General features: G+C 71.1%; 23 protein-coding genes. 6 read left to right on the top strand and 17 right to left on the bottom strand.

Features of this window, described 5'->3' with window-relative positions:
- Positions 1–30: 30 nt before the first annotated feature.
- From VMD91_09140 to VMD91_09125, 4 genes are read right to left on the bottom strand one after another with little or no spacing between them, the layout of a single operon-like run.
- Entirely contained in the window at positions 31–906 is an 876-nt protein-coding gene (locus tag VMD91_09140; protein ID HTW84217.1) for an ABC transporter permease, read from the bottom strand.
- Positions 903–1,925 (bottom strand): ABC transporter permease, encoded by a 1,023-nt coding sequence (locus VMD91_09135; protein ID HTW84216.1) that lies wholly within the window; start codon positions 1,923–1,925, stop codon positions 903–905. Before VMD91_09135 ends, VMD91_09140 begins: the two co-directional genes overlap by 4 nt.
- A complete protein-coding gene (locus tag VMD91_09130) occupies positions 1,922–3,325 on the bottom strand; it encodes an ABC transporter ATP-binding protein (GenBank protein HTW84215.1) in 1,404 nt (467 codons plus the stop codon). The genes VMD91_09135 and VMD91_09130 overlap by 4 nt, the downstream gene beginning before the upstream one ends.
- Before the next feature lie 11 nt (positions 3,326–3,336).
- On the bottom strand, positions 3,337–4,365 hold the full coding sequence (locus VMD91_09125; protein ID HTW84214.1) for a BMP family ABC transporter substrate-binding protein: 1,029 nt from the start codon (positions 4,363–4,365) through the stop codon (positions 3,337–3,339).
- Between the two features lie 60 nt (positions 4,366–4,425).
- Between VMD91_09125 and VMD91_09120 the strand changes: the two genes are divergently transcribed.
- Positions 4,426–5,628 carry an AI-2E family transporter gene (locus VMD91_09120; GenBank protein ID HTW84213.1) on the top strand — a complete coding sequence of 401 codons (1,203 nt, stop codon included), beginning with the start codon at positions 4,426–4,428 and terminating at the stop codon, positions 5,626–5,628.
- 6 nt (positions 5,629–5,634) lie between these two features.
- On the opposite strand, the gene VMD91_09115 is transcribed toward VMD91_09120, so the two are convergent.
- The gene (locus VMD91_09115) at positions 5,635–6,084 is read right to left on the bottom strand and encodes a hypothetical protein (protein ID HTW84212.1); all 450 of its coding nucleotides are present in this window, start codon (positions 6,082–6,084) and stop codon (positions 5,635–5,637) included.
- Positions 6,085–6,257: 173 nt separating this feature from the next.
- Here VMD91_09115 and rocF point away from each other — a divergent pair, with 173 nt between their 5' ends.
- The 3 genes from rocF to VMD91_09100 all read left to right on the top strand — a co-directional run bounded on the left by rocF (position 6,258) and on the right by VMD91_09100 (position 9,010).
- The gene (rocF, locus tag VMD91_09110; protein ID HTW84211.1) at positions 6,258–7,166 is read left to right on the top strand and encodes an arginase; all 909 of its coding nucleotides are present in this window, start codon (positions 6,258–6,260) and stop codon (positions 7,164–7,166) included.
- Positions 7,167–7,258: 92 nt separating this feature from the next.
- On the top strand, positions 7,259–7,636 hold the full coding sequence (locus VMD91_09105) for a CPCC family cysteine-rich protein (GenBank protein ID HTW84210.1): 378 nt from the start codon (positions 7,259–7,261) through the stop codon (positions 7,634–7,636).
- Positions 7,637–7,723: 87 nt separating this feature from the next.
- On the top strand, positions 7,724–9,010 hold the full coding sequence (locus tag VMD91_09100; GenBank protein HTW84209.1) for an MFS transporter: 1,287 nt from the start codon (positions 7,724–7,726) through the stop codon (positions 9,008–9,010).
- A 128-nt stretch (positions 9,011–9,138) separates the two neighbouring features.
- Here VMD91_09100 and VMD91_09095 read toward each other — a convergent pair whose 3' ends face one another.
- From VMD91_09095 to VMD91_09085, 3 genes are read right to left on the bottom strand one after another with little or no spacing between them, the layout of a single operon-like run.
- Positions 9,139–10,704 carry a glycerol-3-phosphate dehydrogenase/oxidase gene (locus VMD91_09095; protein HTW84208.1) on the bottom strand — a complete coding sequence of 522 codons (1,566 nt, stop codon included), beginning with the start codon at positions 10,702–10,704 and terminating at the stop codon, positions 9,139–9,141.
- Positions 10,701–12,194 (bottom strand): glycerol kinase GlpK, encoded by a 1,494-nt coding sequence (gene glpK / locus VMD91_09090; protein ID HTW84207.1) that lies wholly within the window; start codon positions 12,192–12,194, stop codon positions 10,701–10,703. Before glpK ends, VMD91_09095 begins: the two co-directional genes overlap by 4 nt.
- A 6-nt stretch (positions 12,195–12,200) precedes the next feature.
- The gene (locus tag VMD91_09085; GenBank protein HTW84206.1) at positions 12,201–13,640 is read right to left on the bottom strand and encodes an FAD-linked oxidase C-terminal domain-containing protein; all 1,440 of its coding nucleotides are present in this window, start codon (positions 13,638–13,640) and stop codon (positions 12,201–12,203) included.
- Positions 13,641–13,711: 71 nt separating this feature from the next.
- Between VMD91_09085 and VMD91_09080 the strand changes: the two genes are divergently transcribed.
- Entirely contained in the window at positions 13,712–14,797 is a 1,086-nt protein-coding gene (locus tag VMD91_09080) for an Ldh family oxidoreductase (GenBank protein ID HTW84205.1), read from the top strand.
- Here VMD91_09080 and VMD91_09075 read toward each other — a convergent pair.
- Positions 14,794–15,552, bottom strand: coding sequence for a hypothetical protein (locus VMD91_09075; GenBank protein HTW84204.1), 759 nt, complete (start codon positions 15,550–15,552; stop codon positions 14,794–14,796). The two genes, VMD91_09080 and VMD91_09075, sit on opposite strands and share 4 nt — an antisense overlap.
- 69 nt (positions 15,553–15,621) lie before the next feature.
- Between VMD91_09075 and VMD91_09070 the strand changes: the two genes are divergently transcribed.
- Positions 15,622–15,885, top strand: a complete 264-nt coding sequence (locus VMD91_09070; GenBank protein ID HTW84203.1) for a glutaredoxin — start codon at positions 15,622–15,624, stop codon at positions 15,883–15,885.
- A gap of 7 nt (positions 15,886–15,892) precedes the next feature.
- Here the strand turns inward: VMD91_09070 and VMD91_09065 are convergent, their stop codons facing one another.
- From VMD91_09065 to hemC, 8 genes are all read right to left on the bottom strand, one after another.
- Positions 15,893–17,440: a DHA2 family efflux MFS transporter permease subunit gene (locus VMD91_09065; protein HTW84202.1), complete on the bottom strand. Its 1,548-nt coding sequence runs from the start codon at positions 17,438–17,440 to the stop codon at positions 15,893–15,895.
- Positions 17,441–17,521: 81 nt separating this feature from the next.
- A complete protein-coding gene (locus tag VMD91_09060) occupies positions 17,522–18,307 on the bottom strand; it encodes a DUF92 domain-containing protein (protein HTW84201.1) in 786 nt (261 codons plus the stop codon).
- Positions 18,304–19,848, bottom strand: coding sequence for a uroporphyrinogen-III C-methyltransferase (gene cobA, locus VMD91_09055; protein ID HTW84200.1), 1,545 nt, complete (start codon positions 19,846–19,848; stop codon positions 18,304–18,306). The genes VMD91_09060 and cobA overlap by 4 nt, the downstream gene beginning before the upstream one ends.
- A gap of 80 nt (positions 19,849–19,928) precedes the next feature.
- Entirely contained in the window at positions 19,929–21,269 is a 1,341-nt protein-coding gene (gene hemA / locus VMD91_09050) for a glutamyl-tRNA reductase (GenBank protein ID HTW84199.1), read from the bottom strand.
- Positions 21,260–22,552, bottom strand: a complete 1,293-nt coding sequence (gene hemL / locus VMD91_09045; protein ID HTW84198.1) for a glutamate-1-semialdehyde 2,1-aminomutase — start codon at positions 22,550–22,552, stop codon at positions 21,260–21,262. The genes hemA and hemL overlap by 10 nt, the downstream gene beginning before the upstream one ends.
- Positions 22,549–23,142, bottom strand: a complete 594-nt coding sequence (locus VMD91_09040) for a molybdenum cofactor guanylyltransferase (GenBank protein HTW84197.1) — start codon at positions 23,140–23,142, stop codon at positions 22,549–22,551. The genes hemL and VMD91_09040 overlap by 4 nt, the downstream gene beginning before the upstream one ends.
- Positions 23,139–24,134, bottom strand: a complete 996-nt coding sequence (gene hemB / locus VMD91_09035; protein HTW84196.1) for a porphobilinogen synthase — start codon at positions 24,132–24,134, stop codon at positions 23,139–23,141. Before hemB ends, VMD91_09040 begins: the two co-directional genes overlap by 4 nt.
- A complete protein-coding gene (gene hemC, locus VMD91_09030; GenBank protein HTW84195.1) occupies positions 24,131–26,056 on the bottom strand; it encodes a hydroxymethylbilane synthase in 1,926 nt (641 codons plus the stop codon). The genes hemB and hemC overlap by 4 nt, the downstream gene beginning before the upstream one ends.
- Between the last annotated feature and the right edge of the window lie 4 nt (positions 26,057–26,060).

Raw genomic sequence — 26,060 nt, 5'->3', positions numbered from 1 at the left:
CCGTGCGCTTTCGACGAACGGAGTGTACGTTTACGGTCGGACGTACGGAACGCCGTCGGACTTCGGCGCGCGCACGCGTCCGGCGAAGCCCGCCAGCGCGATCAGCGCGGCGAGATAGGGGAGCGCCTGCATCACCTCGCTGGGCACGCCGGCGCGCTGCAACGAGAACTGCAGCGCCGCGAAAAACCCGAAGAAGATCGCCGCGCCGGTCGCGCCCAGCGGCGTCCAGCGGCCGAAGATGACGGCCGCCAGCGCGATGAAGCCGCGCCCGGCGGTCATCCCGTCGGAGTAGAGATCGAGCTCGGCGAGCGAGAGGAAGACGCCGCCCAGCGCCGCGATCGCCCCGCCGATCACGACCGCCGTGAAGCGCGTGCGCAGCGCGTCGATCCCGGCCGATTCGGCCGCGCCGGGGTCCTCGCCGCAGGCCCGCACCCGCAGGCCCCATGGGGTGCGCGCCAGCACGACGTGCAGCGCGACCGCGGCCACCAGCGCCAGCACGATCAGCACGTCTTCGCCGCGCTGGCCGAGCGCGGGCACTTCGCGTGAGGCGCCCGGCTGATGGTAGACCAGCACGAGCCCGAACGCCGCCGCCGCCAGGGCCGCGATGTTGAGCCCGGTCCCGGCCACGATCTGGTCGACGGCCAAGCGGGTCGCGGCATAGGCCAACAGCGCGGCCAAGAGCGCGCCGGCGATCACGCCGGCCAGCGCGCCGAGCAGCGGGCTGCCGGTCGCGCCGCTGACGACGACGCCGGTGAACGCGCCGGCGATCAGGATCCCTTCGAGCCCGATGTTGACCACGCCCGAGCGCTCGCTGAGCACGCCGCCGAGCGCCGCGTAGATCAGCGGCGTCGCCTTGACCAGCGTGAGCGCCAGCAGGCCGACGATCGCGGCCAGCGAGCCGTTCACGTCGTCCTCCGCGCGGCGACGACGCGCCGCCCGGCCAGCGCGATGATGACCAGCCCCGTCACCAGCGAGACGACTTGCTTGGGCACCTCGGCCTCGGCTTGCATCGCGATGCCGCCGCTCTGCAAGATCCCGAAGCCGAGCGCGGCCAGGCAGATCCAGAGCGGGTCGAGGTTGCCGACCAGCGCGACGGCGATGCCGATGAAGCCGTACCCCGGCGAGAGCCCGACGTTGAAGCGGTGCAGCACGCCGGCGACGATCGTGGCGCCGCCCAGCCCCGCCATCGCCCCGGAAAGCGCCATCGCGACCAGCGCCGTGCGGCCGAGGTCGATGCCGGCCCGCTTGGCGGCCTCGGGCGCTTCGCCCGCCGCGCGCAGCTCGTAGCCGAAGATCGTGCGCTGCAGCAGCCAGCGCAACACGAACGCGGCGACCAGCGCCAGCGGAAAGGCCCAGGTCAGGCGCGAGTCCACCATCAGGTCGCCCAGCTGCGCGGCTTTCGGCAAGATCGCCGTCTCCTGGGCGCCGCCGCCGGCCTGCATGAGCGGGCCCGTCACCAGATACGTCGCGAGCAAGACGGCGACGACGTTGAGCATCAGCGTCGCGATCACTTCGTTCGCCCCGAAACGCGCGCGCATGAAGCCGGGGATCGCACCCCAGATGCCGCCGGCGACGAAGCCGGCCAGCAGCACCATCGGGATCGCGAGGATGCCGGGCAGCGGGAACTCGGCGCCGACCCACCCGGCCGCGAAGCCGCCCAGGATCAGCTGCCCCTCGGCGCCGATGTTGAACAGGCCGGCGCGGAACGCGATCGCGATGCCGAGCGCGGGGAAGAGCAGGTTCGTCGTCTGCACCAGCGTCTCGGCGATCTCTTCCTTCGTGCCGAACGCGCCGTCGAAGAGGGCCGAGAAGCCGTCGATCGGCGAGACGTGCGCCAGCAGCATTGCGAGCGAACCGACGCCGAACACCAGCACCAGCACGATCAACAGGTCGCGCGCCCCGCGCGAACGCAGCGCGGCTTTCATCGCTGGCCCGCCATCAGCGCGCCGATGCGACCGCGATCGATGCCGGCGCGATCGAATGCGCCTACGAAGCGGCCGCCGGCGATGACCAGCACGCGATCGGCGCACGCGAAGATCTCGTCGAGCTCGAACGAGATCAGCAGCACGCCCACGCCCGCGTTGCGCGCTTCGATCAACCGCGACTGCACCAGCGCGGCGGCGCCGATGTCGATTCCGCGGGTGGGCTGGTAGGCGATCAGCAAGCGCGGTGCGCTGAGCAGGGTGCGCCCGACGACGATCTTCTGCTGGTTGCCGCCGGAGAGCGCGCCGACGATCGCGTCCGGGTTGGGCGGGCGGACGTCGAAGCGCTCGATCACCTCGCGCGCCGCGGCGTCGAACTTCGCCAGCGGCAGCGAACGCTGGCGTCCGAGCGCGACGTTGTCGCGCACCGTCCAGTCGAGCACCAGCGCTTCGTGCAAGCGATCTTGCGGGATGACGCGGATGCCGCGCGCCAGCCGCGCGGCCGGCGTCTCGTCGGCGCGCAGCGCGTCGCCATCGAACGACAGCTCGCCGGTGAACGGCGCCAGGCCGGCGATCGCGTCGACCAGCGCCGACTGGCCGTTGCCCTCCACGCCGGCGACGCCGACGATCTCGCCGGCCCCGACCGAGAACGTCGCTTCCGCCAACAGGCTGCCGCCGGACTGGGCCGAGAGCGCGTGCAGCTCGAGCAGCGGGCGCGGCGCGGTCGCCGCGCGCTCGGCCAGCGGCGGCAGCTCGCCGCCGACCATCTCGCGCGCGATCTCCTCGGCGCTGGTGTCGGCGGTCCGGTGTCGCGCGACGACGCGGCCGTGCCGCATGACGGTGACCGCTTGCGAGTACGCGATCACCTCGGCCAGCTTGTGGGTGACGACCATGACCGCGGTGCCGCGTGCCGCCAAGCCTTGCACGGTGGTGAAGAACGACGCGATCTCGGCCGGCGCGAGCGACGCCGTCGGCTCGTCGAGCAGCAGCACCGAGGGCTCGCGGTCGAGCTCGCGCAGCAGCTCGACCCGCTGTTTGATGCCGACCGGCAGCGTTTCCACCAGCGCGTCGGGATCGACGGCCAAACCGTAACGTTCGCCCAGCTCGCGCACGCGTGCGCGGGCGGCCGGTACGTCGATCGTCCAACCTTTGCGCGGCTCGCGGTTGAGCAGCACGTTCTCCCATACGCGCAGCCGATCGATCAGCTTGAAGTGCTGGTGGACCAGACCGACGACGCCGACCGCCTCGACCGTCCCCTCGTCGGCGCGCACGGCGCCGTACGCGATCGCCGCCAACGTCGATTTGCCGGCGCCGTTCTCGCCGACCAACGCGTGGATCTCGCCGGCCTGCAGCTCGAGGTCGACGCCGTCGACGGCTTGCACGGCGCCGAAGCGCCGTCGCACGCCGATCAGCCTCAGAGCTGGACGCGCGTGAACGATGCGAGTCCCTCCCGCGTGGACGGCACGACGATCTTGCCGGCGATGATCGCCGCGCGCAGCTTGTCGAGCTCGGCGATCTTCGGCGGCGTGACGACGCTGCGCGTGTACGTGAAGTCGGTCAACCCGACGCCGCCTTGCGCCAACCCCAGCACCAGGTGACCCGGCAGCGGGCGGTGCTTCACCAGCGCTTCGCAGACGCGGAAGACCCCGATGTCGACCCGTTTGACCATCGAGGTGAGGATTTTGCCCGGCGCCAGCGCGTCCTGGTCGGAGTCGACGCCGATGATGTAGGCGCCGGGACGCTGCTTGGCGGCGTCGATCGCGCCCAGCCCGGCTTTGCCGGCCGCGCAGTAGATGATGTCGGCGCCTTCGTCGTAGAGCACCTGGGCCAGCTCCTTGCCCGAGGCGACGTCGTCGAACGAACCGACGTACTTGACCAGCGTCTTGACGGTGGGATCGACCTCGCGCGCGCCGGCGGTGTAGCCTGCCTCGAACTTGCGCAGCAGCGGCAGATCGACGCCGCCCAGAAACGCGATCGTCTTGGTCTTGGTCACCATCGCGGCGAGCGCGCCGGCCAAGAACGAGCCTTCCTCTTCCTTGAACGTCACCGAGGTGACGTTGGGCAAGTCGACGACGGCGTCGATGATCCCGAAGTGGCGCTGCACGTACCGCTGCGCCACCTCGCTGACGTCCTCGGCCATCAGGAAGCCGATCGCGAAGATGACGTCGAACTCTTTGTTGGCCAATACCGTCATGTTGACTTGATAGTCAGCCGCCGAGCTCGACTCCAGGACGGTGGTCGCGACGCCCAGCTCGCGGTGCGCGCGCAGCAAGCCGGCGTAGGCAGAGTCGTTGAACGAGTGGTCACCCAGGCCGCCGACGTCCGTCACCATCCCCACCCGCAGCACGCCGGGTGGAAACCGCTTCGAGGCGCAGTCCGCCAGGCCGGCGGCGAGCGGAACGAGCGCGAGGCCGAGGAAGGCCGCGCGCGTGGGGGCGGGCATCGGCCCCTCCTACGACGTCGGGACGGGGCGGCCTCTCCGTCCTGCGGAAGAGAGGTCGGAATGAGCGCCGATCCCACCAACCTCCGCCCGCGCCGCCGGGTCTCGCGCGCCGAGCGCAACGTGACCTTCTGGCTCAAGACGCTGGGGCTGATCGCGGTCGCGATCTACCTCACCGTGGGCGTGCTGGAGTTCCTGGGCAACGTCAAGGCGACCGCGCTTCTGTTCGTGGTCGCGCTGTTCTTCGCGTACATGATCTTCCCGCTGGTGCGGCGTCTGAACGAACGCTTGCCGCTGGGCGTCGCCGTGCTGCTGGTGTACTTGTTGATCGCGATCGTCGGCGCGGCGATCTTGCAGCTGCTGATCCCACCGCTGGTGAGCGACATGCAGAGCGTCGCCAAAGCACTGCCGGGTCTGGTCACCCGCTACTCGCTGCTGTTCGCCGATCCCCACACGCCGGTGCTGCGCTGGCTCACGCCCAGCGAACGCGGCTACCTGGCCACGATCCCCGCCCAGATCCAACACTTCATCACCGTCAACGCGTTCAGCACCGCGACCAAGACGCTGGCCGTCGTGCTCTCGACGATCTCGGTCATCGCGACGATCGTCGTGGTCCCGGTACTGGCGGCCTACATGCTGCTCGACGCGGAGAACCTCAAGAAAGGCTTCCTCGCGATCTTCCCGACGCGCGGCGCGGCCCGCCACAAGGCCGAGGTGATCATCGGCGAGCTGGACTCGGTCGTCGGCGGCTTCATTCGCGGCCAGCTGATCGACGGCTCGATCTTGGGCGCGATGCTCACCCTCATGCTGTTCGTGATGCACGTGCCGTACGCGCTGCTGATCGGGGTCGTCTCGGGCGCGCTGAACTTCATCCCGTATGCCGGCGCGGTGGTCGCGTTCGTGCCCGCCGTCGCGCTGGCGTTCGCGTACAACGGCCCGATCAACGCGCTGGTCGTCGCCGGGCTCATCGCCCTCATCCACCAGATCGACGGCAACTTCATCGCGCCGCGCGTCCTCAAGGAGAACGTCGGCCTCTCGCCGTTCTGGATCTTGCTGGCGATCCTCGGCGGCAGCGAGTTGTTCGGCCTGGTCGGGACGTTCCTCGCGGTGCCCGCCGCGGCGATGATCCGCGTCGTGCTGCGCGCGCTGCTGCCGCATCCGGTGTCGCGCACCGAGGCGCAGCCCGCGGTCACCAAAGAGCCGCGCGACGAAACGGCGTTGCCGAAGGAACCGGCCCGTTCGGCGCGGCGCGCGCGCCGGCCGTGAGCGCGTCTATCCGGTCGTGAACGAGCCGGCGGTCATCGGAAACGAGGTCGGGCACGCACCGGAGCCGCCGACCGAATAGGTCGCGCGGACGGTGTAGCTCGTGTTCGCGCTCAGCACGGGCACGCCGATGCTGAAATAGACGATCGTCCCCGGCAGCGGCGAGGCCAGCGGACTCGGCAGCGGCGAGGGCGCGCTCGTGGGCGTCGCCCCCGAGACGATCGTTCCGGCCGGCGAGCTGACGGTCACCGTGACGTTCCCGACCGTCGGGCTGCTCTCCGCGAGGACGAGCTCGCCGATGCTCGGGCTCACGCCCGTGCTGCCGCCGGGCGGTGAGGCGAGCTGAACGATCGGAATCGGCGGCGTGCTGCACACGTTCGTGCCGGGCCCGCTCGCCGCGCTGCATCCGCACAGCGCGAGCGCGACGGCGACGCTCGCCGCAAGCAAGGAAGAACGCATGGCAATTCACTCCGTCTCGTCTGAACGATGGTAGGCGCGCGCGTGCCGGTACGTCAATCGCAACGCGGCTAGCAGTTCCGGCAGTCGGCGCGCCGGAGCACCGCGGGGGCCGAAGCATGACGCCGGGTCATGGCGCCCGGGAGGCGGGCAGCCTCTCCGGCGAAGCTGGGGGCATGCAGACCGAGGTGAGCCCGCAGCTCCGTCGACCGGCCAAGCGGGTCGGGCGGGTCGACGTCGTCGGCGTGCCGATGGACCTGGGCGCCGACCGGCGCGGGGTCGACATGGGGCCGTCCGCGATTCGCTACGCGCGCCTCAAAGAGTCGCTCGAGAAGCTTGGGTTCACGGTCAGCGATCACGGGAACTTGCGGGTGCCGGTGCCCGAGTCGGCCACCGTTGCGGAGCAGAACGCGAAGTACTTCCCGATCATCAAGGCGGTCTGCGACGAGTTGGCCGTATTGGTGGAGGAGATCATCGCGGGCGGCGGATTTCCGCTCGTGCTCGGCGGCGATCACTCGATCGCGATGGGAACGATCACCGGCGTGGCCAAAGCGCGCGGGCGCGCGCCGGGCGTCATCTGGGTCGACGCGCACGGGGACATCAACACGCCGCTGACCTCCCCGTCCGGCAACGTGCACGGGATGCCGGTCCACTTCGCGTTGCAGGAACACGCCGTCGATCCCAAACGCATGGCCTTCATCGGCTTGCGCGACGTCGACGACGGCGAGAAGGCGATCATTCGCGAGCTGGGCGTGAAGGCGTTCACGATGGCGGACGTCGATCGCCTCGGGATGAGCCGCGTCCTCGAAGAGGCGCTCGCGATCGTCGCCGACGGGCCCGAGTCGGTGCACGTCTCGTTCGACATGGACGGCGTCGACCCGCAAGAAGCGCCGGGCGTCGGAACGCCGGTGCGCGGCGGCATCACCTACCGCGAAGCGCACCTGTTGATGGAAGGCGTGGCGGCCTCGGGAACGCTCGGCTCGCTGGAGATCACGGAGATCAACCCCATCCTGGACCGCGAGAACCAAACCGCGATCCTGGCCGTCGAGCTGATCCTCTCCGCGCTCGGGAAGACGACGCTCTGAGCTTCGATCGGGCCGCGTTCGAGCTGCGTCGCGCGACCTTCGACGACGTCCTCGCCCCCGACCTTACGCCCGAGCAGCGGGTCGCGCTGCAGGTGCGCGAAGGCGCGCGCTCGACCTGCCCGTGCTGCGGCTACCCGACCATCAACGGGCGCGGCGCGTTCGAGATCTGCCCGCTGTGCGGTTGGGAGGACGACGGCCAGGACGACGCCGAGCGCACGCGGCCCGGCGCACCGCGACCCGACGTCGTGGTCGGCGGGGTCAACAGCGACTACGCCCTGCGCGAAGCGCGCGAGAACTTCGCCGTCTACGTGACGATGTACCGGCCCACCGACCGCGACTTCGAGCGCGAACGGGCACGGACCGACGTCAAGCGCCGCATCGCCGCGGCCTACGACCGGTGCGTCGACGGCGAGCAGACGTTCGACGCGGCCGACGCCGAGGCGTGGGCACTCTTGGACGACCTGCCCTAGCGGCCGCTCCCGGTCAGCGGGAAGCGATTCCCCGGCTCGCGGCGCGCGCGAGAAGGCTCGATCCGCCGGTGTGGTATACCGACCGACATGGCGATCTTTGCTCCACTCGCCACGCTGAACGCCCGGCAGTGGCGAGCGTTCATCGCGGCCTTCCTCGGTTGGACGCTGGACGCGTTCGACTTCTTCTTGGTGACGTTCGTCCTGGCCGACATCGCCAAGGATCTGGGTGTCGTCAAACTCGACGGCACCCCGAACATCCCGACCGCCGCGTGGCTGATCACGCTCACGCTGATGTTCCGCCCGGTCGGCGCGCTCATCTTCGGCATGCTGGCCGACCGCTTCGGGCGACGCGGTCCGCTGATGGCGAGCATCCTGCTCTACTCGCTCTTCGAGCTGCTCAGCGGCTTCGCGCCGACCTTCACCGCGCTGCTCGTGCTGCGCTGTCTGTACGGCATCGCGATGGGCGGCGAGTGGGGCGTGGGCGCGGCACTCGCGCTCGAGACGCTGCCGGCCGAAGCCCGCGGCGTCGCATCCGGGATCATCCAGCAGGGCTACGCGTTCGGCTACCTGATCGCGGCGCTCGTGTTCGGCCAGTTCTTCAACCTGATCGGCTGGCGCGGGATGTTCTGGGTCGGCGTGCTGCCGGCGCTGCTGGTGCTCTACATCCGCTCGACCGTGCAAGAGTCACCGGTCTGGGAGGCGGGGCAGCACCGCAAGCTGGGCGAGCACGGCAATTTGTTGCGCTCGATCTTGCGCAACCCGCTGCTGTACGTGTTCGCGATCGTGCTGATGGCGGCGTTCAACTTCATGTCGCACGGTTCGCAGGACCTCTACCCGACGTTCTTGCGCGTGCAGCGCGGTTTCGATCAGCACACGGTGCAGAACGTCACCGTCGTGATGAACGTCGGCGCGATCGTGGGCGGAACGCTGCTCGGTGCGCTCTCGCAACGCATCGGCCGCAAGCTGACCATCTGCATCTGCTGCGCGCTCGGCGCCTGCAGCATCGCCATTTGGACCGGCGCACAGACGCCGCTGCTGCTCGCCGTCGGCGCGTTCATCATGCAGTTCTTCGTGCAGGGCGCGTGGGGCGTCATCCCGGCGCACCTCAACGAGCTCTCGCCGGGCGACGTGCGCGGCACCTTCCCGGGCTTCACCTATCAGCTCGGAAACCTGATCACCGCCTTCGCGGCGCAATGGGAGGCGCTCTTCGCGACCAAGAGCTTCCCGTTGGCGCCGCCGGCGGGCGCCGACTACGGTCACGCCATGCAGATCATCATGCTGGCCGTGTTCGCGGTCGTGTTCATCGTGACGTTGATCGGACCGGAACGCCGCGGCATCTCGTTCACCGAGACGGAGACGAAGGTGGCGGCGTAGCCGCCGGCACGCCGTGCACCACCGTCTCGAACATGCGCACCCGGCCGCCGGCCGGCGCGACGATCGGAATCGTCGCGTCGCGCCGGCGGGACCGCCGCGGCGAACGCCAGCCCGGCGCCGATGCGGCGTCAGGCGGCCGGCGGCGCCTCCGCACGGTCGGCCAGGGCGTCGAAGGCGGCCAACTGGTCGCGTTCCCAGCCGGCGTCGCGCCCCAGCTCGGCCGCCAACAGCGAGGCCACGCGCGGCGCGCCGGCGCGCGCGGCCGCCGCGTCGAGGAACAGCGCGCGCGTGCGGCGCGCCAGCACGTCGTCGACGGTGCGTGCCATCTCGGCTCGCGCCGCGTAGGTGACCTCGGCCTGCGTGTACGGCAAGCGCGGATCGAGCAGCGCGGCGGCGGCGGGCGCGGCGGCTTCGAGCGCCAGCACCGCGGGCGCGTCGCTGCCGTACACGTGCAGCCGTTCCTGCGCCGGCAAGGGTCCGAGCGCACCGTGCAGCGGCAGGTGCTCCGTCACGGGCGGCGCCGGTGCGAGCGCGCCGACGCGCATCGCGACGTCGATGACGTCGGCGGCCATCTTGCGGTAGGTCGTCCACTTGCCGCCGGTGATGGTGACCAAGCCGGAGTCGGCCACGTCGATCAGGTGCTCGCGCGAGAGCGCGGCGGTGCGGGCCGCGCCGCGGTTGACCAACGGCCGCAGGCCCGCCCACGCGGATAGGATGTCGGACTCGTCGAGCGGCTGCGCGAGATAGCGGTTCACCGTTTCGAGGATGTAGGCGATCTCCGCTCGCGTCGGCTGCGGGTCGAGCTCCGCGACCGGGGCCGGGACGTCGGTGGTGCCGACGACGACGTGCTCGTGCCACGGCACGGCGAACAGCACGCGGCCGTCGGGCGTCTTGGGGACGAGCAACGCGGCGTTCGCGTCGCCCAGCGCGCTCGCGCGCACGACGATGTGCGAGCCGCGGCTGTGCGTCAGCAGCGCGGGCGCGTCCGGGACGTCGAGCCGCCGCAGCGCATCGACGAAGATGCCGGCCGCGTTGACGACGACCCGCGCTCGGATCGTGAGCTCGTCGCCGCGTTCGGCGTCGCGCGCGCGCACGCCGGCGATCCGCGTACCCGCGTAGACGAAGCCGGTCGCGCGCACGTAGTTCGCCACCGCCGCGCCGCGATCGACGGCGGTGCGCGCTAGCGTGACGGCCAGCCGCGCGTCGTCGAACTGACCGTCGTGATAGACGATCGCGCCGTGGAGACCGTCCGCGCGCAAGCCCGGGATCAGCGTGCGCGCGCCGCGCGGGCCGACCAGCCGGCTGAGCGGAAACGCGTTGCTCCAGCCGGCCAGCACGTCGTACGCGGCCAGGCCGGCGCCGTAGTACGGCAGCTCGAGCCAGCGATACGCCGGGACGACGAAGGCGCGGTCGTGCACCAGGTGCGGCGCGTTGCGCACGAGCGCGGTGCGTTCGTGCAGCGCCTCGCGCACCAACCCGATGTCGCCTTGCTGCAGGTAGCGCACGCCTCCGTGGACGAGCTTGGTCGAGCGGCTGGAGGTCGCTTTCGCGAAGTCGTCCGCTTCGATCAGCGCGGTGCGATAGCCGCGCGCGGCGGCGTCGACCGCGGCGCCCAACCCCGTCGCGCCGCCGCCGACGATCAGCACGTCGAACCGCTCGGCGGCCAGCCGCGCCAAACCGTCGGCGCGGTTCACGCGCGCGCCCAGCCGCGGCTGCGCTCGACCGCGTCGCGCCAGCGCTCGAGCAGCGCCGTGCGGCGCTGGGCGGACAGCTGCGGAAGGAATCGTTTGTCCTCGCGCCACTGCTCGGCGAGGGTCTCGAGGTCGGCCCAGTAGCCGGCGTGCACGCCGGCCAAGTAGGCCGCGCCGAGCGCGGTCGTCTCGACGATCGCCGGTCGCGAAACGGGCACGCCCAGCAGGTCGGCTTGGAACTGCATGGTCAGGTCGTTGGCCGACGCGCCGCCGTCGACGCGCAGCTCGGTCAGTCGCACGCCCGCGTCGCGCTCCATCTCCGCGATGACGTCGGCGGTTTGGTACGCCATCGCCTCCAGCGCGGCGCGCGCAAGATGCGCGCGCGTCGTCCCGCGAGTGATGCCGACGATCGTGCCGCGCGCGTACGGATCCCAGTACGGTGCGCCCAAACCCGCGAAGGCGGGGACGAAGTAGACCCCGCCGGTGTCGTCGACCTGCCGCGCCAGGAACTCGACTTCGTCCGAGCGCTCGAACAGGCCCAAACCGTCGCGCAGCCACTGCACCGCGGCGCCGGTGACGAAGATCGAGCCTTCGAGCGCGTACGTCGCCGCGCCCGGCTGCAAACCGAACGCGATGGTCGAGAGCAGCCCGTGCGTGCTGCGCACGACCTGATCGCCGGTGTTGAGCACGACGAACGAACCGGTGCCGTAGGTGTTCTTGGCCATCCCGCGCGCGAAACCGGCTTGGCCGACCAGCGCCGCCTGTTGGTCGCCGGCGACGCCGCCGATGCCGATCGGTCCGCCGAAGTGGCCGGCCGCGGCGGTTCCGAAATCCGCGCTGCACGGCAGCACCTCGGGCAGCACGCTCCTGGGGACGCCGAGCGCGCGCAGCAGCTCGTCGCTCCACTGCAGCGTGTGGATGTCGAACAACATCGTGCGCGAGGCGTTGGTGAGATCGGTGACGTGACGCTTGCCGCCGGTCAGGTTCCAGATCAGCCAGCTGTCGACGGTTCCGAACGCGATCTCGCCCGCTTCGGCACGTCCGCGCAAACCGGGAACGTTGTCGAGCAGCCACGCGATCTTGGTGCCCGAGAAATACGGGTCGATCAACAGACCCGTGCGCCCGGTGACCGTCTCGCCCAAGCCGCGGCGGATGAGCTCCTCGCAGAGCGGCGCCGTGCGCCGGTCCTGCCAGACGATCGCGCGCGCCACCGGCCGGCCGCTGGCGCGTTCCCACAGGATCGTCGTCTCGCGCTGGTTGGTGATCCCGATCGACGCCACGTCGGCCGCGCCGAGGCGCGCCTTGCGCAGCGCGCCGCGCGCCACCGCCAGCTGCGAGGACCAGATGTCGGCGGCGTCGTGCTCGACCCAGCCCGGCTGCGGGAAGTGCTGCGGAAACTCTTGCTGCTCGAAGGCGACGATCTTGCCGTGCGCGTCGAACACGATCGCCCGCGAGCTCGTCGTGCCCTGGTCGAGCGCGAGGATGACGGCCATCGCGCGTTACCGCACGCTGCGCGGCGTGCCGGTCGGCAGACGAAACGCGCTGATCCCGCCGGGCTCGGGGAAGATCTTGCCCGGGTTCATGATCCCCAGCGGATCGACCGCGTCTTTGATGCGATGCATCAGCGCCAGCACGTCGCTCCCCAAGTCGAGCTCCATGAACTGCTTCTTGAGCAGCCCGATGCCGTGCTCGCCCGAGAGCGTGCCGCCCAGCGCGACGGCGGCCTCGAAGATCTCGGTCGCGGCCGCTTCGACGCGCCGCATCTCCTCGGGATCGCGCTTGTCGCAGAGCAGGTTCGGGTGCAGGTTGCCGTCGCCGATGTGGCCGTAGACCGGCAGCTCGAGCCCGTACTTGGCGCGAATCTCCGCCAGCCGTTGCAGCATCGGCAGGATCGCGCGGCGCGGCACGCAGATGTCCTCGCCGAGCCGGTTCGGGCGCCGGCGCGCCAGCGACGGGTTGATCGAACGGCGCGCGGTCCACAAACGCTCCGCGTCGGCGTCGGTCTGCGCGACCTGCACGTCGCGCGCCCCCGCGGCGCGCGCGATGCGGTCGATCGCGGCCAAGTCGTCGTTCAGCGCGGACGCGTGGTTGCCGTCGACGCCGAAGATCAGAATCGCCGCCGCGTCGAGCGGCAGTCCGACCGGCTTGTTGTCCTCGATGCAGCGCATCGTGAACTGGTCGATCATCTCGATCGCGGTCGGCAGGATGCCGGCGCCGAGCACGTCGGTCACGGCGCCGGCCGCGTCTTCGATGCGGTCGAACACCGCCAGCGCCGTGCGCGAGAACGCCGGCTTCGCCAACAGACGCAGCGTGATCTCGGTGATCGTGCCCAGCGTCCCTTCGGCACCGGTGAACAGACGGCGCAGGTCGTAGCCGGTCACGTTCTTGACCGTGCGCCCGCCGGTGCGGATGACCGTCCCGTCGGGCAGCACCACTTCGAGCGCCAGGACGTAGTCGCCGGTGACGCCGTACTTGAGGCAGCGCGCGCCGCCGGCGTTCTCGGCGACGTTGCCGCCGATCGCGCTCTGCTTGAGGCTGGAGGGGTCGGGCGGATAGAACAGCCCGCGCCGCTCGACGGCGGCTTGCAGGTCGGCGTTGATGACGCCGGCCTGCACCACGGCGACGCGGTCGATCTCGTCGATCTCGAGGATGCGGTTCATCTTGGCGACGCCGAGCACGATGCTGTGGTCGAGCGCGATCGCGCCGCCGGAGAGGCCCGAGCCCATCGCGCGCGGCGTGATGGCGGCGCGGAAGCGCGTCGCGATGCGGTGAACGGCACTGACTTGCTCGGTCGAGGTCGGCAGCACGACCAGCGGCGGCGTGTGCTCGAAGAACGTCGCGTCGAAGCCGTACGCGATCACGTCGGCGGGGTCGGTCAAGACGCCGCCCGGCACCGCCGCGCGGAGGGCGGCCAGCAGGTCGGGCGCGAGCTCGGTCACCTGCGCGCCTTCGGGGAGCGGAACCCGCCCCTCCTACAGGGGCCTCCGAAGGCCGCCGGGTAGAGGCGAAGGTGATCACGTCCGAGTACCGCCTCGCCGATGCGCCCGGCCTGACCCGTTTCGCCGCCGCCGCCCTCGAACGCGTCGGCGTCGCGCCGGCCGATGCGGCCGTCACGGCCGAGGTTTTGGTCGCCGCCGATCTGCGCGGCGTCGAGTCGCACGGCGTCGCCCGCTTGGCGTCGTACTACGTCGACCGCGTCCGCAACGGGCAGCTGGCCGCGAGGCCTACCATCGCGACGCTGCGCGAGACGCCCAGCTCGCTGGTCGTCGACGGCGGCAACGGCCTGGGACACCCGGTCTCCAAGCGGACGATGGAGGCCGTGCTCGACAAGGCCGACGCGACCGGCGCCGCGTTCGGCACGGTCTGCAACTCGAACCACTACGGTATCGCGGGCTACTACGCGATGCTCGCGCTCGAACGCGACATGATCGGCATCGCGTCGACGAACACCGTGCGCGCCGGCGCGCCGACGTTCGGGCGCGACGTGCTGCTCGGGACCAATCCGCTCGCGTTCGCGATCCCGGCGCAGAACGAGCCCGCGTTCGTGCTCGACTTCGCGACCACGACGGTGCCGCGCGGCAAGCTCGAAGTCTACGCGCGCAAAGGGAAGCCGCTCGAGTCGGGCTGGGCGATCGACGCGAACGGCGAGGAGACCCTCGACCCGAGCGCGGGGCTCAACGGCGCGCTCTTGCCGCTGGGCGGCTACGGTACCGACAGCGGCGGCCACAAGGGCTACGGGTTGGGCTTGCTCGTCGAGATCCTGTGCGGTGTGTTGGCGGGCGGCGCGTTCGGCCTGGACTTGCCGGTGCAGACCGACCCGCCGCGACCCGGCGCCATCTCGCACTTCTTCGCCGCCTTCAAGGTCGACGGCTTTCGTGACGTCGCCGAGTTCAAGCGCGACATGGACGTCGAGCTGCGCTCGTTCAAGGACTCGCGCAAAGCGGCGGGACAGGATCGCATCTATGTCGCGGGCGAGATCGAACACGAGAAGACGCTCTACAACCGCGAGCACGGCGTGCCGGTGCACGCGAAGGTCTGGGACGGTCTGCAACGGCTCGGCGAGGAGCTGGGGCTGCCGTTCGCGGTCGCGCGCTAGGTCTGCAAATCGAACGTTCCCGTGCACCGCAAGCCGTTGCAGGTGGCCGGGATGTACGACGCCGCGAGTAAGCGGGTGCGCAGCTCCTCGCGCACGGCCGGGTCGGCCGGCCCGCGCACGAACGTGACGCCGGTCGCGTGCCCGTTCTCGTCGACCTGGATCTCGATCAGGAAGCCGCGCGCGACGCCGCTGACGACGCTCGCGCGCACGTCGGGCGCGAGCGCCGGCTGGTAGGTCTCGCCGAAGTTCCCCACGCCGGCGCCTTGCTGGTCGCCCCCATCGGTGGCCGTCGTCCGGGGCGCCGGCGTGGCCGCCGCCTGCGCGGCCACCGCGGCCGGCGTCGGCGCCGGCAGCGGGGTCGCGGCGACGGGCGGTGCCGCCGCGCTCTGCTCGGGCGCACCGTACCCCACCTCACCCGAGCGAGCGCTGCTCGCGACCGGGTTGTCGGCGGCGGGCTTGACCGGTGCGGCACGGTCCGGCCGCGCCGCCTGAGGCGCGGGCGCGAGCACGATGCGGTGGATGACGACGGCCGGGCGCCGCACCGGCGCGGCGTGCGGCGGTACCGGCCGCGGCACGTGCGCCGGCTGGACGGCCGGTCGCGCGATGTGCAGCAACGAGACGTAGCTGATCGGGGATTCCGGCGCCGCGCCGGTGACCAGCGAGCGCGTCAGGATGGCCAGCACGGTCAACAGGCTGGCATGGAGGGCGAGGGAGAGTGCGACCGCGGCCCGGTCGCGTGGCCCTGCGCGGGTCATCGCCGTCCTCGCCTGCTCCGACGCGCGCGGGCACGCAACCTTTCGGCGGCGCCGCGGTCCTGGTAAAAGATGGGTCGACCGACGGACATCGTGCTCTATCAAGCCGAGTGGTGCCCCTATTGCGCGCGGGTGCGCAAGAAGCTCACCGACTTGCTGCTCGATTACAAAACGATCAACGAGCCGCACTCGCACGCCGAGCGCCGGGACACGCTGGCGGCCTCCGGTCAGACCTCGATCCCGGTCCTGGTCGACGGCGACGTCGTGCTCGACGACGACGACGACATCATCCCGTACCTCGAGAAAAAGTACGGTCGCGCGTCCCGCTCCGCCTAGCGGCGGGTCATTCGGCGGGGATCTCGATCGGCGGCCCCATGCGGCCGCGTCGGCGCTTGGGTAGCACGAACACTAGCGGGAGCAGCACGAAGGCCAGCGCGCCGAGCGCCCACTGCGCATCCGCATAGGCCATCGTGTACGCTTGCGCGACGATGTCCTGATAGAGCGTCGCCACCGCGAGCGCCGTGCTGTGGCCGGCTTGCGCCAACTGCTGGAAGGCGATATTGTCCGGCGTCGCGTTGGCGGCCAGGGTCGTCTGATGGAAGGCTTCGCGACGCGCCAGCAGCGTGACGAGCGCGGCGGTGGAGAACGAGCCGCCCAACTGCAGCGAGAGCTGCTGGAAGGCGGTCGCCTTCGGCACGACCTGCGGGGGGACGGCGCTCAGGATCGCGATCGAGAGCGGCGTGAACAGCAGCGCGAGGCCCAGACCGGCGACGATCGCCGGGCCGCACAGCTGCGCGAAGCTGGTCTGCGTCGTGGTCAAGTAGCCGAGCCAGATCTGGCTGGTGCCGATCAGCGCGAAACCGCTGACGAGCAGGATGCGCGTGTCGACCTTGCCGCTGCCGGCCAAGCGCGCCATGAACGGCGTGAGGACGGCGATGACGAGCGCGCGTACGAAGATCAAGATCCCCGAGAGCGTGGCGGTGAAGCCCAGCAGCGTCTGCACGTACTGCGGTAAGATGACCGTCGCGCCGTAGAGCACGGAGCCGATCGCGAAGCCCATCGCGCTGCCGGCCGCGATCGCACGATATTTGTAGGCGCGCAGATCGACGATCGGGCGATCGGTGCCCCACAGCGACCAGCAGATGAACGCCGCCAACCCGAGCGCCGCGGTCGCGCCGAAGAACCGGATGACCGGGTCGCTGAACCAGTCGTTGCGCTGTCCTTCGCCCAGGATGTACTGGAGCGAGCCCAGGCCGACGGCGAGCAGCGCGAGGCCGATCGCGTCGACGGGGATCGGTTTGGGATCGCTGGGGTTGCGCATCATCGTCAGCACGATCAGCGCCGCGAAGATGCCCGGGACGATGTTGATGAAGAAGACGTAGTTCCAGGAGACGTTGTCGGTCAGCCAGCCGCCGACGGTCGGACCGACCGAGGGGCCGACGAGCGCGCCGATCGCGAACAGTGCCTGTGAGGTGCCCAGCAAGTGCCGCGGGAAGGTGTCACGCAGCGCCGCCTGCCCGGTCGCGACCAGGCCGCCGCCGAACAGCCCTTGGATGATGCGATAGACGATCAGCTGCGTGATCGAGCTGGCCAGGCCGCACAGCACCGAAGCGACCGTGAACCCGATGATCGCGATCGAGTAGTACTGCCGCCGGCCGAAGCGCGCTTGCAGCCAGGGCGTGAGCGGGATGACGATGACGGCCGAGATGATGTAGCCGGTGACGACCCAGGCGCCCTCGTCCTGCGTCGCGCCCAGATTGCCCTGAATGGTGGGCAGCGCGACGTTGACGATCGTCGTGTCGAGCGTCTGCATCAGCGTCGCGAGCATGATCCCGAGCGTGATCAGGATCAGCCGCGTTCCTTTTTCGCTGACGTCCCGGTCAGCCGTCATGTGTGTCGCCATCGTCGTGCGAGCGATGCTCGCACGGACGATGAGACTGTGCCACGACTCAGGTTGGTTTCGGCACTTGCATCAGGCCCAAACGAAAGCCAGCGCCGCGCCGGCCGCCGTCGCCAGGGCGTTGACGAGGTCGTTCGACATCCAGGCGAAGCCGCGGACGCGAATGGTCGGCGACCCGCAGACGTGTGGATCGGTCTCGCACGCCCGCTCGCAGACCGGACAGCGACGCAGGTCCTGCACCGTGGCACCCAGCACCGAATCGACCAGCGCGCCGACGAAACCGATGACCGCGAAGACGACCGCGAGCGGTGATATGACGCCCGGAAGCGCGAGGGTGGCCACCGCGCCGAGCCACCAAGCGCCGACGAAGGCGCCGAACGTCCCGATGAGGCTGACGCCGCCCGAGAGCCCCGGCTCCAGCGGCCGGAAGGTCAGGATCGAGCGCGGCCGGCCGCGTGCGAGCGTTCCGATCTCGGTCGCCCACGTGTCGGCGGTCGCGGCCGCGTATGCGCCGACGAAGCCGAACGCCCAATGCGGGTCGCCGCGCAGACCGTACAGGAGGGCGCACAGCGTCGCGACGCCGCCGTTCGCCAACACTTGCGCGGCGTCGCGCGGGCCCTGTTTGCCGACGTCGACCAGCGCGCGTTTGCGCGCGCGACCGACGCGCGAGAGCAGCACCGACGGGACGAAGAAGGCCAGCAGCACGGCGGTGAAGGCCCACGTGCCGGCCGCGTAGGTGATCGTGCCGACGGCGAACGCGGCCAGCGCGCCGCCGCGGGTGAGCGCGTGCGCGCGCAGCGCGATCAGCGCGATCGCTCCGGCGAGGACGGCGCCGATCAGGAGGTCGAGCGGTCTCACGACGAGGCGGCGGTACGCAGGGCCTGCATGAGGCCCTCGACGGTGAACTCGTCGGCGACCACGTCGACGCGAATCCCCGCCTCGCGCGCCGTCTGCGCGGTGATCGGGCCGATGCAGGCGACGGTCTTGGTCACCAGCATCCGCGCGCCGTGCGGCACGTTGTCGAGGAACCCTTTGACCGTGCTGGAGCTGGTGAACGTCACCACGTCGGCGCGCTCGGCTTTCTCGGCCAGCTGCGGATCGTCGACGGCGCGCGTCGCGTAGCCGGCGACGACGTCGACGGCACGGCCGGCCTGATACAGCGTCTCGGGCAGCACCTCGCGCGCCTGATGCGCGCGGAACACCAGCACGCGGTCACCCGGGCGCGTATGCTCGAGCAGCGCGCCCGCCACCGCTTCGTTGACGTACGTCTGCGGCACGAGGTCGACCCGAATGCCGCGTGCGGTCAGCGCCGCGGCGGTCTTCGGGCCGATCGCCGCGACCTTGGCGTCGCCGAAGGCGCGCGCGTCGCGGCCCAGCTCGCCGAGCAGGTCGAAGAACGCGTCGACGCCGTTGCGGCTGGTGAACACGACCCAGGCGTAGTCGCGCACGCGCGAGACGGCCTCGCGCGCGGCCGCGGCGTCCGGCGGCGGGCCGATCGCGATCGTCGGCGCGAGGATCGGCGTCGCGCCCGCCTCCCACAGCTGCTGCGCGAAGTCGTCGGCCTGGTGCGCGGGTCGCGTGACCAGCACGCGTTTGCCGAACAGCGGCTGCGCGTCGAACCAGCGAATGCGTTCGCGCTCCTTGACGACGTCGCCGATGACGACGATCGCGGGCGCGCTGATGCCGGTGCGGGCGACCTCGTCGACCACCGTCGCGAGCGTCGCCGTCACCACTTCCTGCGTCGGCTTCGTTCCCTCGTGCACGATTCCGACCGGCGTCGCGTCGGGCAAGCCGTGCGCGCGCAGCTGCGCGACGATGCCCGCCAAGTTGCCCATCGCCATCAAGAAGATCGTCGTCGCCTTGGGGTTGGCGAGCTTGGCGAAATCGAGCGAGCTGTAGCCCTTGGTCGGATCTTCGTGGCCGGTCGCGATGGTGAAGCTGGTGTTGTGGTCGCGGTGCGTGACCGGGATGCCGGCGTAGGCCGGCGCGGCGATCGCCGACGTGATGCCGGGGACGATCTCGAACGGAACGCCGGCCTCGGCCAGCGCGTGCGCCTCCTCGCCGCCGCGCGCGAACACGAACACGTCGCCGCCCTTGAGGCGCACGACCCGCTTGCCGTCGCGCCCGAGCCGCACGATCAGCGCGGTGATCTCGTCCTGCGTGAGCGTGTGCCGGCCGGCCCGCTTGCCGACGTAGATCTTCTCGCAGTCCGGCGGTGCCAGCGCGACGATCGCTTCCGACGCCAGATAGTCGTACACGAGCACGTCGCACTGCGCGAGCGCCCGCGCACCCTTGAGGGTGAGCAGTCCGGGATCGCCCGGCCCGGCGCCGACGAGCCAGACTTTGCCGATCGTACCGCGCTGCGCCCCCGGCTCCGCGCCCCCCGTCGTGCTAGGCACAACGGGGCCCCCCGTCCGAGCTCGCAAGGAACTCGATCGCAACGGCACGATACCGCTGCGCTCGCTCCATCACCGTCCTGCTATTCGCTTTCGTCGGCGGGGGCGGGGAAGGCGGCGACGAGGTGGGCGGGATCGATTCCGTCGAGTGCCTGCAGCTCGAACAGCTCGTCGAGCATGCGCGCGTGGATCAGCGCTTCGGCGTGGTTCTCGGCGGCCTTGTCGCGGATCTTGGTGACCACGCTGTGCAGCAGCTTCGAGACGATCGTCAGCGAGGCGCCGGTGATCAGGCTGCGTTCGCGTTCCGTCAGCTCGGGGCAGCGGGCGAACAAACGGGTGACCTCGGCTTCGCGGATCGCGTCGGCCTTCTGCACCAGCGAGGCCACGACCGGGACGGCCACCCGCGCCTGATACCACAGGTGGAAGCGCTCGACGTGCGCGGCGATGATCTCTTCGACCAGCGGGATCGCTTCGCGGCGCTTTTCGAGCGTGGCGTCGATCGCGTGCTCGAGGCCGTCGATGTCGACCAGGCCGACGCCCGGGATACGGGTGACCTCGGGATCGACGTCGCGCGGCACGGCGATGTCGACGACGAACAGCGGCCGGTTCGGCCGCGCCAGCATCGCCTCGGCGACGTTGCCGGGGGTGAGGATGAAGTGCGACGCGCCGGTCGAGGTGACGACGACGTCGGCGTCCTTGAGCGCGTCGATCAGTCCGGGCAGCTCGGCCGGCCGCACGCCGTTCCCGAGCATGCCGGCGACGTCGCGCGCGCGCTTGGCCGAACGGTTGAGGACGACGATCTCGCGCGCACCGGCCGCCTTGAGGCGGCGCGCCGCGTGCGCGCCCATCTTGCCGGCGCCGACCACGAGCACGTTGGCCCCGCTCAGATCGCCGACGTGCGCGAGCGCGCAGGCGACCGCGGCGGTGGCGATCGAGGTCGAGTCGTCGCCGATCCCGGTGTTGGCGCGCGCCGCTTTGCCGGCTTCGAGCGCTTCGCGCAAGAGCGTGTGCAGCGTCTTGCCGAGCGAGTGCGCGCGCTGCGCCTGCACGTAGGCGTCCTTGACCTGGCCGAGGATCTCGGCCTCGCCGATCAGCATCGAGTCCAGCCCGGTCGTGACGCGGAACAGGTGCTCGATCGCCTCGGTGCCCAGCAGCGTGTACATGTACGAGTCCATGTCGGACACGTCGCCGTGACGGAAGTTGCCCAGGAACGCCTTGAGCTGGTGGACGCCGGACTCGTAGTCTTCGAGCTCGGCGTAGATCTCGAGTCGCCCGCAGGTCTGCACCATCAGCGCTTCGCGCACGGCTTCGTAGTCGCGCAGCGCGACCAGCGCCTCGCCCATCTTGGCGGGCGGGAACGCGTGCCGTTCGCGCACGTCGACCGGCGCGGTGTGGTGCGAGAGGCCCAGGCAGACTAGCGGCACGCGAACACCTCGGCCAGCGCGTCGTCGGCGGCCGCGAGCGTCGCGTCGATCTCGGCCTCGGTGTGGGCCAGCGAGAGGAACGCCGCCTCGTACTGCGAGGGCGCGAAGGAGAACCCGCGGTCGAGCATGGCGTGGAAGAAACGCGCGTAGAGGCCGACGTCGCTGCGCTTGGCGCTGGTCAGATCGGTTACCGGGCCGTCGTTGAAGTAGAAGCCGAACATCGAACCCACTGCGCTCGTGACGTGAGGAACGTCCCACTTGCGGAAGACCGTCCCGAGCCCTTCACACAGACGCGTCCCGAGCCGCTCGAGATGCACGTAGGTCTGCGCATCGAGCAGGTCCAGGGTCGCGATCCCGGCCGCCATGGCCAGCGGGTTCCCCGATAGCGTCCCGGCCTGGAAGACGTCCCCGTCGGGCGTCAGCCGATCCATGATGTCGGCCCGGCCGCCGAAGGCGCCGACCGGCAGGCCGCCGCCGATGACCTTGCCGAGCGTGGTCAGGTCGGGCAGCACGCCCTCGCGCTGCTGCACCCCGCCCAGGCCGACCCGAAAGCCCGTCATCACCTCGTCGAAGATCAACAGGGCGCCGAACTCGCTGGTCAGCCGCCGCAAGGCCTCGAGAAAGCCCGGCTCGGGCAGCACGAACCCCATGTTGCCGACGTACGGCTCGACGATCACCGCCGCGACGCCCTCGGGGTTGTGCTCGAACACCGCGCGCACCGCGGCCGCGTCGTTGTACGGCACGTTGATCGTGTCGCGCGCGGTACCGGCGGTGACGCCCTTGGAGTCCGGCACGCCCATCGTCAACGCGCTCGAGCCGGCCGCGATCAGGAACGGATCGGCGCAGCCGTGATAGCAGCCGGCGAACTTGATGAACTTGTCGCGCCCGGTGAACCCGCGCGCGAGGCGAATCGCGTTCGCGGTCGCCTCCGTGCCCGACGAGCAAAAGCGGACCTTTTCGACCGACGGCACCGCGCGCACGATGCGGTTCGCCAGCTCGGTCTCGGCTTCGGTCGGCGCGCCGTACGAGGTTCCGCGCAGCGCGGCGTCGCGGATCGCGGCCACGACCGCAGGGTGCGCGTGACCGGCGATCATCGGTCCCCACGAGAGGACGTAGTCGAGGTAGCGGTTCCCGTCGACGTCGGTGACGTATGCGCCCTGCGCCTCGCGGATGAACACCGGCGTTCCCCCGACGGCCTTGAAAGCGCGCACGGTCGAGTTGACGCCGCCGGGGATGACGCGGCGCGCGGCCGCGAAGGCGGCCTCGGAGCGGCTGCGGTTCATACCGCCGCGCCGCGCAGTCCGGCGTAGTCGGCCGGCGTGTTGACGTTGGTGAAGACCGCCGCGTTGCGCGCCGGCACGAAGCGCGTGCGCAGCCGGTCGATGACCAGCCGCAACGCCCCCTCGCCGCCGAGCAGAATCGGCGTCCCCTCGCGCAAGAACGCTTCGCGGCGGTAGAGCGCCGCCAGCGGCTCGATGCGCTTGGCGTCCTGGGCGTGGGCCGGCACGATCGCGTCGAGCTCGGGCGAGATCGACGTCGCGAGCTCGTCGACGAACGCGGCGTCGACGAACGGCGCGTCACCGGCGCAGGCGAACACCCAGGTGCTGCGCATCTCGCTCATCGTCGAGAGCAGCCCGGAGAGCGGTCCGCGCTTGGGCCAGCGGTCGACCACCATCGGCGCGTCCAGCTGCGCGTCGATCTCCGGCGGCAGCGAACCCTTCGTCGAGATCCACACCTCGCGGTCACGCGCCAGATTGCGGAACACGCGCACCAGCATCGGCACCTCGCCGACCTCGAGCGCGAGCTTCCCCGGCAAGCGCGTCGCTTCGCCGCCGGCGAGAATGCAGATCGTTATGTCGTGCGGCTCGCTCATCGGGTGCGCGCGAGATAGTCTTTGGCGAAGTAGGTGATGATGACGTCGGCACCGGCGCGGGCCATGGCGGTCAGCGTCTCGTCGACGATGCGTTCTTCGTCGATCCAGCCGTTGGCGGCGGCGGCCTTGATCATCGCGTACTCGCCGCTGACGTGATAGACGGCCAGCGGAAGATCGGTGCTCTGGCGCACGCGGTAGAGCACGTCGAGATACGCCATCGCCGGCTTGACCATGACGATATCGGCGCCCTCCTCGACGTCGAGCCGCACCTCTTTGAGCGCCTCGCGCGCGTTGCCGGGATCCATCTGGTAGGTGCGGCGGTCGCCGAACGAGGGCGTCGACTCGGCCGCTTCGCGGAACGGGCCGTAGAACCCCGAGGCGTACTTCGCCGCGTACGACATGATCGCGGTCTTGGTGAAGCCCTCGTCGTCGAGCGCTCCGCGAATCGCGGCCACTCGGCCGTCCATCATGTCGGACGGTGCGACGACGTCGACGCCGGCCTGCGCGTACGAGACCGCGGTCTTCGCCAGCACCTCGAGCGTGCGGTCGTTGTCGACGTCACCGGTCGGATCGAGAATGCCGCAGTGGCCGTGGTCGGTGTACTCGCAGTTGCACAGGTCGGCGATGACCACCAGATGCGGCAACGCGTCCTTGATCGCGCGCGCGGCGCGCTGCACGACGCCGTTGGGATCGGCGTTGATCGTCGCGTAGGCGTCTTTGGCGGCGCTGTCCGGGATGCCGAAGAGCAGCACGGCCTTGACGCCGACCGCCTCGAGCTCGCGGCACTCGCGCACGACGGCGTCGACCGAGTACCGGCTCACGCCCGGCATCGAGCCGATCGGCTGCACGACGTTGGTGCCTTCCACCACGAACAGCGGCTGCACCAGGCCGTCGCGATTGATCCGCGTCTCGCGGACCATGCCGCGAAACGCCGCGCTCGCGCGCGTGCGGCGCGGACGGGCGACCAGGCGGGTGCGCTGGGCCAGGTTCATCGCTCGTTCTCCAGGACGTAGAGCATCACGGACTGCACGAACGCCCCTACTTCGGCAGAGGGTGCCACAACGTCTGGTGGCCACCCGCGTGCCCCGGCGCTGGCCGAGGAGGCCGGGCCCATGGCGGCGACGAGCGGTCGCTCGCGCCGGCCGCGCAGCTCGTCCAGATAGCCGCCGATCGCCTCCACCGACCCGGACGAGGGGAACAGGATCACGCTCGGGGTCCGCGCGCCCAGGGCCGTGCGCGCCGCCGCGCTGTCGGCCGCCTCGACGACCTCGGCGCCCGCCTCGCGAAAGGCCGGGGCGATACGGCTCGGCCGCGGCTGCGTGCGCGGCAACAGGAACAGCCGGCCGGCCAGTGGGGCCGGAGCGATCAGCTCGGCCGCCCCGTCGGCCAGCAGCTCGCCGGCGAGCGCGTCGGCGAGTGCCTCGGCGCCGGCCAGGTCGTCGATCGCGATCTGGGCCTCGCGTCGGGCGCGCAGGACGGCCGCCCCGGACGGTGCCGCGACCGCCGCGCCCAGGGCGAGCCGCCCGTCGGCCCAGGTCGCGTGGACGCCGACCGGCGCCTGGCAGCCACCACGCAGAGCGCGCAGCACCGCGCGCTCGGCGGTCACCGCGAGCGTCGTGGCCGGGTCGCCCAGGATCTCCCGCACGCGCACGGCGAGCGGGTCGCCACGCCGGGTCTCGACCGCCAGGGCGCCTTGCCCGACCGCCGGGGTCAGCTCGTCGACCGGGAACGGGACGGTGTGGGTGGCGGCGACGCCCAGCCGGCGCAGCCCGGCGGCGGCCAGCACGATCGCGTCGTAGTCGCCGTCGCGCAGCTTGCGCAGCCGCGTGTCGACATTGCCGCGCACGTCGTCGTACACCAGATCAGGGCGCAGCGCGCGCAGCTGCGCGCGCCGCCGCGGCGAGGAGGTGCCGATCCGCGCGCCGGCCGGCAGCGCGGCGAACGTCGGCCAGCGCTCGCTGCAAAAGACGTCGCGCGGATCCTCGCGCGCGCCGATCGCCGCCAGCGTCATGTCGGCGGCCAGCGTACTCGGCAAATCCTTGCACGAGTGGACCGCGTAGTCGGCGCGCTTCTCGCGCAGCGCCAGCTCCAGCTCGGTGACGAACACGTTGTCGGTCCCGATCGCGGCGATCGAGCGATCCTGGACGGCGTCGCCGCGGGTCGTGACGGTGAGGATCGTCGAGGGCAGTCCGGCCCGCGCCAGCGCCGCCATGACGCCGCGCGTCTGCGTCATCGCCAGCGCGCTCGCGCGGGTCGCGCAGACCAGCGGCGCCAGCGTCGCCGGGACGACCCCGGCCAGCGTCTCGGCGGCGCGCTCGACCTCGTGCTCGACGCTGCCGGGGAGCATCGCCGCCAGCTCCTCGAGGTCGCGTTCGGCGAAATGCCGCATGACGGCGGCCCGCCGATCGGCGGGGATGACCGCCAGCACGCGCTCGCGCAGGGCCCCCAGCGTCGCGGCGGCGCGCGCGTAGCGGGCGTCGAGCTGCACCGCCAGCTCGTCGCGGACCCGCTTGGTGAAGCTCGGCGAGAGGCCGCCGGTCTCGACCGTGACGGTCAGCGGGCCGGACCGGTGGACGGCCGGGGTGGCGAAGTCGCCGCGAGCGGCGTCACCGGCGTCGTTGACCAGGATCCCGGCGGCGCGCGCTTCGGCCACCACGGCCGCGTCGACGTCCGCATCGCCGGTGGCGGCAAAGGCCAAGAGAGCGCCCGTTAGATCACCGGCGGCGTACGGCCGCACCTGCCAGCTCAAGGCGCTCGTTTCGGCCAGCGCGGTCAACCCCGGCGTCAGGGCCGGGCTGACGACGACGACGCGCGCCCCGGCCTCCAGGAGCCCGCGCACCTTTCGTTCGGCCACGGTCCCGCCGCCGACGACGACGACGCGCCGGTCACGAACCGAGAGGGCGACGGGATACACAAGC

Origin of the sequence: Candidatus Sulfotelmatobacter sp. (genome assembly GCA_035504415.1) — a bacterium.
Taxonomy (GTDB): domain Bacteria; phylum Vulcanimicrobiota; class Vulcanimicrobiia; order Vulcanimicrobiales; family Vulcanimicrobiaceae; genus Vulcanimicrobium.
Note: the sequence above shows the minus strand (reverse complement) of the source record. Positions and strands in the feature narration are given on the sequence as shown.